The sequence below is a fragment of the Bacillus sp. IS1 genome (assembly GCF_032461585.1).
Taxonomy (GTDB): Bacteria; Bacillota; Bacilli; order Bacillales; family Bacillaceae; genus Bacillus; species Bacillus velezensis.
On sequence record NZ_JAWCWR010000002.1, the window covers coordinates 908,928 to 921,007 of the forward strand.

The 12,080-nt window shown below is 50.0% G+C and carries 13 protein-coding genes; 11 read left to right on the top strand and 2 right to left on the bottom strand.

Annotated features, from left to right (window positions below; translation table 11 throughout):
• Positions 1–92: 92 nt before the first annotated feature.
• From RUW00_RS12665 to RUW00_RS12675, 3 genes are all read left to right on the top strand, one after another.
• Positions 93–218 (top strand): YuiA family protein, encoded by a 126-nt coding sequence (locus tag RUW00_RS12665; RefSeq protein ID WP_007408708.1) that lies wholly within the window; start codon positions 93–95, stop codon positions 216–218.
• 68 nt (positions 219–286) lie between these two features.
• The gene (locus RUW00_RS12670; RefSeq protein ID WP_280144592.1) at positions 287–607 is read left to right on the top strand and encodes a YuiB family protein; all 321 of its coding nucleotides are present in this window, start codon (positions 287–289) and stop codon (positions 605–607) included.
• A gap of 100 nt (positions 608–707) precedes the next feature.
• Complete coding sequence (locus RUW00_RS12675; RefSeq protein ID WP_280144591.1) at positions 708–1,349, top strand: 3D domain-containing protein; 642 nt, start codon at positions 708–710, stop codon at positions 1,347–1,349.
• A gap of 29 nt (positions 1,350–1,378) precedes the next feature.
• On the opposite strand, the gene RUW00_RS12680 is transcribed toward RUW00_RS12675, so the two are convergent.
• Entirely contained in the window at positions 1,379–1,855 is a 477-nt protein-coding gene (locus tag RUW00_RS12680) for a divergent PAP2 family protein (RefSeq protein WP_021495380.1), read from the bottom strand.
• A gap of 147 nt (positions 1,856–2,002) precedes the next feature.
• On the opposite strand from RUW00_RS12680, the gene RUW00_RS12685 reads away from it, so the two are divergent.
• Together RUW00_RS12685 and RUW00_RS12690 are read left to right on the top strand one after the other, a co-directional pair.
• On the top strand, positions 2,003–3,493 hold the full coding sequence (locus RUW00_RS12685; RefSeq protein ID WP_007613484.1) for a leucyl aminopeptidase: 1,491 nt from the start codon (positions 2,003–2,005) through the stop codon (positions 3,491–3,493).
• A gap of 132 nt (positions 3,494–3,625) precedes the next feature.
• Complete coding sequence (locus tag RUW00_RS12690) at positions 3,626–4,954, top strand: Na+/H+ antiporter NhaC family protein (protein ID WP_022553722.1); 1,329 nt, start codon at positions 3,626–3,628, stop codon at positions 4,952–4,954.
• A gap of 47 nt (positions 4,955–5,001) precedes the next feature.
• On the opposite strand, the gene RUW00_RS12695 is transcribed toward RUW00_RS12690, so the two are convergent.
• The gene (locus RUW00_RS12695) at positions 5,002–5,595 is read right to left on the bottom strand and encodes a biotin transporter BioY (RefSeq protein ID WP_007408702.1); all 594 of its coding nucleotides are present in this window, start codon (positions 5,593–5,595) and stop codon (positions 5,002–5,004) included.
• 99 nt (positions 5,596–5,694) lie between these two features.
• Between RUW00_RS12695 and RUW00_RS12700 the strand changes: the two genes are divergently transcribed.
• From RUW00_RS12700 to RUW00_RS12725, 6 genes are all read left to right on the top strand, one after another.
• Positions 5,695–6,291 carry a sulfite oxidase-like oxidoreductase gene (locus RUW00_RS12700; RefSeq protein ID WP_280144590.1) on the top strand — a complete coding sequence of 199 codons (597 nt, stop codon included), beginning with the start codon at positions 5,695–5,697 and terminating at the stop codon, positions 6,289–6,291.
• Positions 6,292–6,467: 176 nt separating this feature from the next.
• Complete coding sequence (locus tag RUW00_RS12705; RefSeq protein ID WP_123117423.1) at positions 6,468–7,337, top strand: alpha/beta hydrolase; 870 nt, start codon at positions 6,468–6,470, stop codon at positions 7,335–7,337.
• 135 nt (positions 7,338–7,472) lie between these two features.
• A complete protein-coding gene (locus RUW00_RS12710) occupies positions 7,473–8,258 on the top strand; it encodes a 2,3-dihydro-2,3-dihydroxybenzoate dehydrogenase (RefSeq protein WP_025650209.1) in 786 nt (261 codons plus the stop codon).
• A 23-nt stretch (positions 8,259–8,281) separates the two neighbouring features.
• Positions 8,282–9,478, top strand: a complete 1,197-nt coding sequence (gene dhbC, locus RUW00_RS12715) for an isochorismate synthase DhbC (protein WP_021495377.1) — start codon at positions 8,282–8,284, stop codon at positions 9,476–9,478.
• A gap of 18 nt (positions 9,479–9,496) precedes the next feature.
• Positions 9,497–11,122 carry a (2,3-dihydroxybenzoyl)adenylate synthase gene (locus tag RUW00_RS12720; protein ID WP_280144589.1) on the top strand — a complete coding sequence of 542 codons (1,626 nt, stop codon included), beginning with the start codon at positions 9,497–9,499 and terminating at the stop codon, positions 11,120–11,122.
• Positions 11,123–11,140: 18 nt separating this feature from the next.
• Positions 11,141–12,067: an isochorismatase gene (locus RUW00_RS12725; RefSeq protein ID WP_072176762.1), complete on the top strand. Its 927-nt coding sequence runs from the start codon at positions 11,141–11,143 to the stop codon at positions 12,065–12,067.
• Positions 12,068–12,080: the final 13 nt, after the last annotated feature.

The window sequence follows — 12,080 nt, forward strand, 5'->3', positions numbered from 1 at the left end:
GCTTACATGAGTTGATTTGTTACATATTCTGACTTGGTGCTTGACAAGTAAATATGATATATTATCAGAAAATTAAGAAAAGGGTGATCCGCATGAAAACGACAGCAAAAAGCACGGCGGCGTGTCCGTTCTGCTCAGGTAAAGGGTATTTTCAATTGCTTCTTGGCGGCTCCGAAACATGTCCCTCCTGCCAGGGAAGCGGCAAAGAGAGACGCTGATTTTTCCAGACGTTGACTTTTTTACCGCCCCCGAGGTACACTGAAAGTGCTGTAGGGGGTGGATGTTTGTGATTAGTTTGCCGGTTGTCCTGATCTCAATCGTACTATTTTTTATACTGTTTTTCGGCATAGGCTTTCTGTTGAACATGCTGCTTAGAATGTCGTGGATTATGGCTGTTGTCTATCCGATTGTATGCCTTTTCATTATCAGCAATAAAAAGATGATCAGTTACGTGCAGGCGCCGGGGGAATCCTTTCAAAGCCTGTTTCAGCGCATCATGTCATTAGCGGTTGCGGATGTCGTGATTTTGGCGGGCGGACTGGCGGGAGCCATCATGTCAGGCATTGCCATAAAGGCGCTCAGAAAAAGAGGATATCAAATGTTTTAAGCCGCTTTCTTATTCGAGAAAGCTTTTTTTGTGTCGCGGCGCTTTTTGTATAGCACCTCACCGAGTTGGGAACAATGACTCGGAGGAGAGTGATTTCAGATTGACGATAATCAGACGCGTATTCATGATCGTGCTCTTTTTGGGCGCATGCCATGCGACATACTTTTCCATAACAGGTGTTGAAGCAAAGGATCTGACTAATTGGATGACAGAACATCGCGGCGCCGTTTTGAAAAACATCGGCACTCCGTTTCAATCCTTACAGAATCAGCCGGATCAGAAGGCATCAGGCAGGGTAAAACCGCTGGAAGAAGCTTTTGACTGGGAACGCTATCCGTCACAAAAGGTGACGGCCACCGGTTATACCGCCGGAGCGGAATCTACCGGAAAATCTCCCGGGCATCCGCAGTACGGAATTACATATTCAGGCGTGAAGGTCAAACGAGATTTATATTCAACTGTTGCGGCCGATCCGTCTGTTTTCCCGATCGGGACGATTCTGTTTATACCGAATTACGGTTACGGGGTTGTCGCCGATACCGGCTCAAAAATTAAAGGCAGCCGCCTTGACCTCTACTTTGACACCGTCAAGGACGTCTATAACAATTGGGGCAAAAAAACACTTGAGGTCTACATTATTAAAAAAGGGAACGGCACAGTGACCGAGGACGAACTTGTAAAGCTGAACGAAACCAAGTCGCTGCAAGTGTTCAGAAATCAATACAAAACGGTAAAAGAATAAAAACGCTTCAGCGTCCGCTGAAGCGTTTTTTACATAAAGAAATAATCTAAAATCAATGTCAGCACAATACCGGTGACGCCGCCGAAGAACACTTCAATCGGCTGATGGCCGAGCAGTTCTTTCAGTTTCTTCTGTTTTTCCTTCTCTTCCGCTTTCTGAAAGTCCTTCGCTTCGCTGACAAACCGATTAAAGTCGATGACCAGTTTATTAATGACCGTCGCCTGTTCACCCGCATGCCGCCTGACACCTGTAGCGTCGAACATCGTAATGACGGCGAAAATCGCGGCGACTGCAAACAGGGGCGAGTCCAGTCCCTGTTCCAAAGCGACTCCGGTTGACAGCGCGGTGACGGCGGCGGAATGGGAGCTCGGCATGCCGCCGGTGCTCGTCACAAGAGACCAGTCAAGTTTTTTGGATACGATAAATTGAATAGGCACTTTTACAACTTGGGCAAAAATAATGGCGGCAAAACTCGCCAGTAAAGGAAAATTCATAAGTACATCCATATGCGACATCCTTTCTGTATCTGCTGATTCCGATCGTATCGAAAAACTGCAGAAAACGCCCTTAGTTTGGTAAAATAAAATCAATGAAAAATGTTTTTTCATTATACCACTTTACATAACAAATACCCACATAAGGAGTGTGTACTCATGTTTTATGCATCTGATCAACTGCGGCATCCCGAAACACTGGTCATCGGTCTTTTTCAAAAAAGCACGCTGAACGGATTTACGAAGGAATTGGATGATAAATTGGACGGTCATCTGACCCAGCTGTTAAAGGATGGTGATGTGTCCGCCAAACGCAATCGTGTATCAAAAGTATACCCTCCGGCTGCGACCGGTATGAAACGTATTTATTTTATCGGTCTGGGAAGAGAAGCGGATTATTCGTTTGAAGATACGAAAGAATGCTTTGCACGAGTATTTCAGCAGATTCATCAAGATAAAAAACAGGAAGTATCCGTGTTGCTCGATACATTCGTCTCCGGTGAAGTGCCTGCCGCCGATGCCGCTCATGCGCTTTCAGAAAGCTGTCTGCTTGCGGTTTACGAAGTGCAGGATTATAAACATAAATCGAATGAGCCGGATCAGGAACTGAAATCAGTCTGCGCCGTGACCGAAGAAGACCTGAGGGAAGTGCAGGCCGGCCTGAACGTCGGAGCGGCATACGGCCAAGGGACGAATTCAGCCCGCACGCTTGTGAATATGCCGGGTAATATGCTGACGGCCACTGATTTGGCGTCATATGCCGCCGAGCTTGCGGCGAAATACGATTTCGAGTGTGAAATTTTAGAAAAAGATGAAATGGAAGAGCTCGGCATGGGCGGGCTGCTTGCCGTTAACAAGGGCTCATCCGAACCGCCGAAAATGATCGTTCTGAAGTATCAGGGCAAAGATCAGTGGGAAGACGTCATCGGCCTGGTCGGTAAAGGAATTACCTTTGATACGGGCGGATATTCAATTAAGCCGAAAACCGGCATTGTCGGCATGAAAAGCGATATGGGAGGGGCCGCCTCGGTATTGGGCGCGATGGAGATTATCGGCGAACTGCGGCCTGAACAAAACGTGCTCGCCGTCATACCGTCTACGGACAACATGATTTCGTCCGATGCGATGAAGCCGGATGATGTCATCGTTTCGCTCAGCGGAAAAACCATTGAGATCCTGAACACCGATGCGGAAGGGCGTCTCGTGCTTGCCGACGGCATCACATACGCCAAGCAGCACGGAGCCTCTGTCCTCGTAGACGTCGCAACGTTAACGGGCGGTGTCATTGTCGCCTTAGGGAACGAAATGACGGGCGCTATGACTAATCACGCCGCGTTTTATGAACAGGTGGCGGAATCGGCGAAAGAATCCGGCGAGCCGATCTGGCAGCTTCCGATTACAGAAAAGGATAAAAAACGGGTGAGAAACAGTCAGATGGCTGATTTGAACAATTCTCCGGGAAGAGAAGGCCACGCGATTATGGCGGGGGCATTCATTGGTGAATTCGCGGAAAACACGCCGTGGGTTCATCTCGATATTGCGGGAACCGCGACGGCGAATAAAGCGACATGCTTCGGCCCTGCCGGCGCAACAGGCGTCATGGCAAGGACGTTGGCTGTTTTGACTGAGCGGTTTACGCCCGAAAGATAACAGCATCCCGCTGCCTTGATGCAGCGGGTTTTTTGATTTCCAAAATCTTTAGTTGACTAAAGCGCAGAATCTATGGTAACTTTAATTATCTACTACATTAGCAAACTAAAGGATTTTTGGAGGGACTCATCAATGAATGCTGTTGTTGTCGCAGTATTGCTCATGCTCGTCTTAAGCCTGCTGCGTGTCAATATTATTATAGCTTTAATGATCGGCGCGCTTGCCGGCGGGCTGACCGGCGGCTTAGGCCTCGGAGAGACGGTGAAGGCTTTTACGGACGGTCTCGGCGGAAATGCCACCGTCGCGGTCAGCTACGCGCTGCTCGGAGCATTTGCCGCGGCGCTGACAAAGACGGGGCTTCCCGATGCAATGGTGGAAGCGTCTGTCAAACTAATCGGAAAAAAGGAAGATTCGCGGAAAAAAGCACTGTCAAAAGTATTAATCGTACTGATTATTTTAATCATATCCTGTTTCTCGCAAAACGTGGTGCCCGTTCATATTGCGTTTATTCCTGTATTGATTCCGCCGCTTTTAAAAATATTTAATGAACTTGAAATAGACCGCAGGCTGATCGCGTGTGTGATGACATTCGGACTGACTGCGCCGTATATCGTTCTGCCTGTCGGATTCGGACAGATTTTCCAGGGGATGCTGAGAGATAATATGGCGTCAGCCGGTTTAAAGGTGCCGCTCAGTGATATCCCGTATGCTTTAATCATCCCGACGGCCGGGATGGCGGTCGGTTTAATTTTAGCCGTCATCGTCTTCCGGAAACCGAAGAAATATGAGACGAAGGAGATTGCCGGACTATCGTCTTCTCCTTATACGAAAAAAAGCATTGCCATCGCCTTGATCTCCATTGCCGTGTCGCTTGCCGTTCAGCTCTATCTGTCACAAGTGCTCGGAGTGGAAGGTATGATCATGGGCGCGCTTGCCGGCTTGTTTACGCTGTTTATCAGCGGAGTCATGAAGCGCAATGAAGCGGATAAGCTGATCACGGACGGTATGATTCTGATGGCTTTTATCGGGTTTGTCATGCTTGTTGCGGCCGGTTTTTCAAATGTATTGAATAAAACGGGCGATGTGGCTTCCTTGGTCAAAGCATCAACAGGCTTTATCGGTCACAGTCAATCAGTAGGCGCGCTCCTGATGCTGGTGGTCGGTTTATTAATCACGATGGGAATCGGATCATCATTTGCAACCGTACCCGTCATTACGACCATATTCGTTCCGCTGTGCGCTCAGCTCGGATTCAGCCCGATGGCGACGATCGCCGTAATCGGAGCGGCCGCCGCGGTCGGTGATGCGGGTTCTCCTGCAAGTGACAGTACGCTCGGACCGACTTCAGGCCTCAGCGCCGACGGACAGCACCACCACATATGGGATACGTGCGTACCGACATTTATTTTCTATAACATTCCGCTTGTGATATTCGGCTGGATTGCCGCGCTTGTCCTGTAAAAAAAAGGCTCCCGGAAAGGGGAGCCTTTTTGTATGCTGAGAACATCTTACGCCGGATTTCTGCTGAACCCCGTCGCTTTATGAATAGACCTGTAAACGGCAGGCGCGATTGATGCCAGTAACAGTGCTAAAACGATATCTTTTATGAAAAACCATATCATGTAAAACCAGGCCATTCCGTAGCTGATCGGAGCATGAAGCCATAATTTCAGCGCAATATACGTATAGGTCGTGCCAATGATATAAATGACGGCGGTACCGATCAAAGAGGCCCATGCATAATGCAGGCGGCCGGGTTTTTTTGTTTTTTCCAGCAGCCATCCGGCTGCAAATGCCGCCGGGATGTAAGCGAGAATAAATCCGCCGCTCTTTCCGATAAACGGCGCAAAGCCTGCTGAGAATTGAGCGAAAACAGGCGCACCCGCGAGTCCGGCCAATGCGTATACCGTCATTGCAATGGCTGCCCGTCTGGCGCCGAGAAGCATCGCGGCTAACAGACAAAAGAAAGGCTGCAGCGATAACGGAATTCCCGCAACTTGCAAAAAAGGAGCCATTGATGTAATGTTGGCGCCGACGGCCATCAGTGCGGCAAACATGCCGATAAGCGCCATATCGCCCGCGCGAAGGTTGCGTTGTTTCATTTGTTTTTCCCCCTTACACTTGTACCAGATTAGCGTAATCGAAGGGTGATTGATTGTCAACAAAGATTTAATTCAGGTTTACTAAATGGAGGGAGCCATATGTTTTTTGGGAAAACGAAACAAACAAAACAGTCGGAACGGATTCCGCCAAACCAAAATGTCACAACGAAGTTTCCCGTGCTTCACGCCGGAAATGTTCCTTATTATGAAGATATGTCAAAATGGAATCTGCAAGTGTACGGACTTGTTGACCGTCCTATGCTGTTAAGCTTTGAAGATATCAAAGCCTTTCCGGAAGCCGAAGTGAAAAATGATATTCATTGCGTCACGGGCTGGTCCCGTCTTGATAATATCTGGCAGGGAATATGCGCCAAAGACATCGCTGAGAAAGCGGGCGTGCACAAAGAAGCGGGATTCGTCATTCTGCACGCTGAAGAGGGCTGGACGGCCAACCTGCCGCTTTCTGATTTTACGCGGGAAACATCCCTGCTGGCATATGCGCATAACGGCGAGCCGTTAACGCCAGAGCACGGCTATCCGCTCAGAGGCGTTTTCCCCCATCTTTATTTTTGGAAAAGCGCAAAATGGCTGCGCGGCATTCAGTTTACAAAGGAAAACCACCCCGGCTTTTGGGAGAAAAACGGCTACCATATGAGGGGAGATCCATGGAAGAATGAGCGCTTTACATGGGATTAAGCCTCCTATCACTATATAGTTCTTAGGTACCTTATTGAAATAAGGTGCTTTTTTTATATCAAAAATCCATTGACTTTGTTTGGCAAAAAACCTATTATTTGAGGTGTCTTTTGATATTGAAAATCATTATCAATAAGCAAAGATAAAGCAATTGCCGCAAAGGGGATGAACACATAATGGACGGAAAACAAATAAAGCGGGGTTTCGCGCCGGCCGGCCGATACGCGGTTCCGGGCACAGAAGTAAGAGAAATGCGCTCAAAAGGAGGCCGTACGTATCGTATCTTTGTCTCTTTTCCTCAGGAAGAACCGCCTGCATCCGGCTTCCCCGTCATATACCTGCTCGATGCGAATTCCGTGTTCGGCACAATGGCCGAAGCTTTGCGGGTGCAAAGCCGACGGCCTGAAAAAACAGGCGTTGTTCCGGCGGTGATTGTCGGAATCGGCTACCCGACAGATCAGCCGTTTTCCGCCGAACGTCACAGTGATTTTACGATGCCGCTTTCTGAATCAGAACTGCCGGTGCATCCGCGCGGCGCGGCATGGCCCGAACAGGGAGGGGCGGAAGCGTTTCTGAGTTTTATAGAAGATGAAGTAAAGCCCGCGATGGAGCGGGATTATCCGATCGACAGAGGCAGGCAGACGATTTTCGGCCATTCGCTGGGCGGTCTTTTTGTGCTGCAAGTGCTTTTGACGAGGCCGGACATGTTTCAGACCTATGTTGCCGGGAGTCCGTCAATTCACTGGAACAAGCGTTTTATTCAGGAAAAAGCGGAACGTTTGTCAGACCGGCTCTCTGCGGAAAATCTTCAAGTCAGCGTATTGCTGGCTGCGGGAGAAATTGAAAAAACACATAAAAGCAGAATCCCGCAGCACGCAGAGGCGCTGTACTCTTTATTATCCGGGTTTGAAGATGAAGGAGTCCGTGCTGAATACAGCGAGTTTGAAGGAGAAGGCCATATTTCTGTCCTGCCCGTTTTAATCAGCAGAGCCCTGCGTTTCTGCCTGAATCCGGGAGGGCCGCATACCCCGTATTCTCCCGCATGAGAAAAAACAGGCCCTTCGAACTAAATGCGGCTGATTCTAATTTTCTAATTGACTGCGTGTTTTGATTTGGATATGATTGTCTTGAATCATAATTGATAATGATAATCATTATCAATATAGAAAGGGAATGATAATATGGACGCATTGGGAATGAAAGGGAAAACGGCCGTTGTCACCGGCGCCGCTCAAGGCATCGGAGAAGCAACAGCGCTTGCCCTTGCTGAACAAGGCGTAAATGTGGCAGCTATAGATACAAATGAAGACCTGCTTCTCGGGCTTACTGACAGACTTCGGAAAAAAGAAGTGCAGGCGCAGGGGTTTGCCGCAGATGTATCTGACAGTGCGGCTGTCAATGATATCATCGCCGCCGTTGAACGCGACATGGGGCCTATTGAAATATTGGCGAACGTTGCGGGCGTGCTGCGGCCGGGTCCGGTGCAATCCCTCAGTGATGAAGATTGGGATCAAACATTTTCTGTTAATACGACCGGCGTTTTTCATGTATCGCGGGCTGTAAGCCGGTACATGATTGAGCGTCAAAAAGGCGCCATCGTTACGGTCGGTTCGAATGCAGCCGGCGTTCCGCGTGCTTCCATGGCGGCTTATGCGGCGTCAAAAGCGGCTGCCGTCATGTTTACGAAATGCCTCGGACTGGAGCTTGCGGCCCATCATATCCGCTGCAACATCGTATCTCCGGGTTCAACGGAAACCGACATGCAGCGGGCGCTGTGGCAGGACGAGAACGGAGCCCGGGACGTCATCAGAGGTTCGCTTGATACATATAAAACGGGAATTCCGCTTCAAAAGCTGGCGAAGCCTTCTGATATTGCAAATGCCGTTTTGTTTCTGGCTTCTGAACAGGCAAACCATATTACGATGCATGATTTATGCGTTGATGGCGGCGCTACTTTAGGCGTTTGATTTAACGAGAAGGAGGGACAAACATGACAAATCAACATTTATTGGCGGAAGTGTCAGCAAAAGAGGTGCTGGACGCTTACAAGCCCGGGGCGTTCTTTTTAGCTTCCCCGAAAAGTACGATGCTTGCGGAAGGAATGTTTGCGGAAGTGCCTGATACAGACGCGGAAAATCAGCTGGATTCACTGCCTGAACGCGTGAGACAGACGCTTCTTGAGGCAAAGCAAGCCGGTATCAAACATCCGATTGCGGCCGGCGCCATTCCTTTTGACAGCAGAAAAGCTTCCCGGCTTTTTGTACCGAAGAATGTCCATACGGCAGGCCCGCTTTCGTTTGCGGTATCTTCCGCAGAAAAGCCGCAATCCAATACATATGACATCTGTCCCGTTCCGGAGCCTGAGGGCTTTATGAGCGGTGTGGAACAAGGCGTATTCAACATTACGGACGGTCCGCTCAGCAAAATCGTGCTGTCAAGGACGCTTCATCTGACCGCTGAAAAGGATATCGACATTCCTCAGGCCGTCAAGCATTTGGCGCAGCACAACCCGCGCGGCTATACATTCGCTGCGGATGTGACGGGAACGTCAGAAACAAGAAAAACGCTTTTCGGCGCAAGTCCTGAACTGCTGCTGTCCAAAAACGGAACATCAATTCTGTCCAATCCGCTGGCAGGTTCCAGACCTCGCAGCACAGATCCCGCCGAGGATCAGAGAAGAGCGGAAGAACTGCTGCAATCAGCAAAAGATCTGCATGAACATGCCGTAGTCGTGGCCGCCGTGGCCGCCGCCCTTAAACCGTTCTGCCGTGTGCTTGATGTGCCGGAAAAACCGTCACTCATTAAAACTGAGGCGATGTGGCACCTGTCCACCGAGGTAAAGGGAGAGCTGCGTGATCCGTCAACGACATCACTTGAGCTGGCCATCGCCCTGCATCCGACACCCGCGGTATGCGGAACGCCGACGGATGCGGCGAGAGAAGCGATTCAGGATATTGAGCCGTTTGACCGCAATTTCTACACGGGAATGGCGGGCTGGTGTGATGCTGAGGGTGACGGAGAATGGATTATCGCACTCCGCTGCGCCGAAGCGGAAACAAGGTCTCTCCGGCTCTTTGCGGGTGCCGGGATTGTCGCCGGATCAAAGCCGCAGGATGAACTGGACGAGACCTCGGCCAAATTCCGCACCATGCTCCGGGCGATGGGGCTTTACCAAGATGAGTTGTAAAAAAGGAGGGAACGGATCGTGCTGACTGGATTTACGCCATGGCCGGAAGAATGGGCTGACAAATACCGAAAAGACGGCTGCTGGAAGGGTGAGACGTTCGGAGGAATGCTGAAAGAGCGCGCGGCTTTATACGGAAATCAAACTGCCGTGACGTGTAAAGATGTACATTGGAGCTACAAAGAATTAGATGAAAGGGCCGATCGTTTAGCGGCGGGACTGCATAAGCTCGGAATTCAAAAGGAAGACCGCGTTGTCGTTCAGCTGCCGAATATCGCTGAGTTTTTTGAAGTGATTTTCGCGCTGTTCCGCCTCGGAGCACTGCCCGTTTTCGCGCTGCCTTCTCATAGAAGCAGTGAGATTACGTATTTCTGCGAGTTTGCAGAGGCGAAAGCATACATCATTCCTGATATGCATTCAGGTTTTGATTACAGAGCGCTTGCCAGACAGGTGAAAGACAAACTTCCGGATTTAGCGCATGTCATTGTGGCCGGCGAAGCTGAAGAGTTTCAAGAACTGAGCAGCCTGCATAGAGAGCCTGTTCAGCTGGAAGAAGTAAGCCCGGCGGAAGTCGCCTTTTTACAGCTTTCAGGAGGCAGTACGGGGCTGTCCAAGCTGATTCCGCGAACACACGACGATTACATATACAGTTTGCGCATCAGCGCGGAAATATGCGGCTTGGATCATCACAGCGTTTATTTGGCCGCTCTGCCGACAGCGCATAATTATCCGCTCAGCTCGCCAGGTGTGCTGGGAACTTTATATGCCGGAGGCCGGGTCGTTCTGTCACCGACGCCGAGTCCGGATGACTGCTTCCCGTTAATTGAAAAAGAACGTGTCACGATTACAGCGCTCGTCCCGCCGCTTGCGATGGTGTGGATGGACGCATCCGGTTCGCGAAGTGATGATTTATCAAGCCTTCAAGTGCTGCAGGTGGGAGGCGCCAAATTCAGCGCTGAGGCGGCCCGCCGTGTAAAGAGCGCTTTCGGATGCACCCTCCAGCAGGTTTTCGGAATGGCGGAAGGATTGGTGAATTATACGAGACTGGATGATCCTGAAGAGATCATAGTCAATACGCAAGGCAGACCGATGTCACCTTTTGATGAGGTCAGGGTTTTAGACGATGACGGGCGGGATGTCGCCCCTGGTGAAGCAGGACATTTGTTTACACGCGGCCCTTACACGATTCGCGGATATTATAAAGCGCCAGAACATAATGAAAGATCATTCACAGCCGACGGATTTTATCAGACCGGCGATATCGTTAAACTGACGGCGGACGGCTATATCATCGTCGAAGGACGTGCGAAAGATCAAATCAATCGGGGCGGTGAAAAAATAGCCGCTGAGGAGGTGGAAAATCACCTTCTTGCGCATCCTGCCGTTCATGATGCGGCCATGGTTTCAATGCCGGATGATTTTCTCGGGGAGCGATCCTGTGTGTTCGTCATCCCGAAAGGAGAAGCGCCGAAACCGGGAGAGCTGAAAGCATTTTTACGTGAGCGCGGATTGGCGGCATATAAAATCCCCGACCGGATTGAATTTATCGCTTCTTTCCCGAAAACCGGCGTCGGCAAGGTCAGTAAAAAGGATCTTCGCGAAACGATCGCCCAAAAAGTAAAGCCGGCTGAAATCAAACAATCTTAAAAAAAGGAAGTGTTTACATTGGCTATACCGTCTATTCCCGCATATGCGCTGCCGACAGCGTCAGATATGCCTGAAAATAAAGTATCGTGGACGCTGAATCCGAAACGCGCGGTGCTTCTGATCCATGACATGCAGAATTATTTCGTCGATGCTTTTGCGAAAGGTGAGGCTCCGATCACGGAGGCGGCTCAGAATATCAAAAAAATAAAAGAGCAATGCAAAGCACTCGGCATTCCGGTGGTGTATACCGCGCAGCCGGGCAGCCAAGACCCGGCGGACCGCGCGCTGCTGACGGATTTTTGGGGGCCGGGGCTAAAAAGCGGGCCTTATGAAGAAAAGGTCATTCCGGAGCTTGCCCCGGATGATCAGGACATTGTCCTCACAAAGTGGAGATACAGCGCGTTTAAACGGACGAATCTCCTTGAGATCATGCGTGAAAGCGGCAGAGACCAGCTCATGATTACGGGAATTTATGCACACATCGGCTGTCTCGTCACAGCCTGTGAAGCATTTATGGATGATATCCAAAGCTTCTTTATCGGAGACGCCGTTGCTGATTTTTCTTCAGAAAAACATAAGATGGCCATCGAATATGCGTCTCAGCGCTGCGCTTACACGGCTTTGACAAACGAAGTACTGGAGCTGCTGGGCGGCGCGCCGGTTTCTGAAGGAGAAGAGAAGGTTTCCGCCGTATTGACAAAAGACCGGGTGCGGGAACAAATTGCGGCGATTCTTCAAGAATCACCGTCTGATATTCCGGATCATGAAGACCTGCTGGACAGAGGTCTTGACTCCGTCAGAATCATGAGCCTTGTCGAACAATGGCGCCGTGACGGAGCTGAAGTGACGTTTGTGGAACTGGCGGAGAACCCGACGCTGGAAGAGTGGTGGAGACTTCTTTCTTCCCGATCTCAAAAAGTCTTGCCGAACGCAGATTATTTATAAAGGGAGAGAATAG

What these genes read in the sequence shown, in the direction of transcription:
- RUW00_RS12665 (WP_007408708.1), top strand. Translation starts at nt 93, where the DNA reads ATGAAAACGACAGCAAAAAGCACGGCGGCGTGTCCGTTCTGCTCAGGT.
- RUW00_RS12680 (WP_021495380.1), bottom strand. Translation starts at nt 1,855, where the DNA reads ATGGATGTACTTATGAATTTTCCTTTACTGGCGAGTTTTGCCGCCATT.
- RUW00_RS12685 (WP_007613484.1), top strand. Translation starts at nt 2,003, where the DNA reads ATGTTTTATGCATCTGATCAACTGCGGCATCCCGAAACACTGGTCATC.
- RUW00_RS12690 (WP_022553722.1), top strand. Translation starts at nt 3,626, where the DNA reads ATGAATGCTGTTGTTGTCGCAGTATTGCTCATGCTCGTCTTAAGCCTG.
- RUW00_RS12695 (WP_007408702.1), bottom strand. Translation starts at nt 5,595, where the DNA reads ATGAAACAACGCAACCTTCGCGCGGGCGATATGGCGCTTATCGGCATG.
- RUW00_RS12700 (WP_280144590.1), top strand. Translation starts at nt 5,695, where the DNA reads ATGTTTTTTGGGAAAACGAAACAAACAAAACAGTCGGAACGGATTCCG.
- RUW00_RS12705 (WP_123117423.1), top strand. Translation starts at nt 6,468, where the DNA reads ATGGACGGAAAACAAATAAAGCGGGGTTTCGCGCCGGCCGGCCGATAC.
- RUW00_RS12710 (WP_025650209.1), top strand. Translation starts at nt 7,473, where the DNA reads ATGGACGCATTGGGAATGAAAGGGAAAACGGCCGTTGTCACCGGCGCC.
- dhbC (WP_021495377.1), top strand. Translation starts at nt 8,282, where the DNA reads ATGACAAATCAACATTTATTGGCGGAAGTGTCAGCAAAAGAGGTGCTG.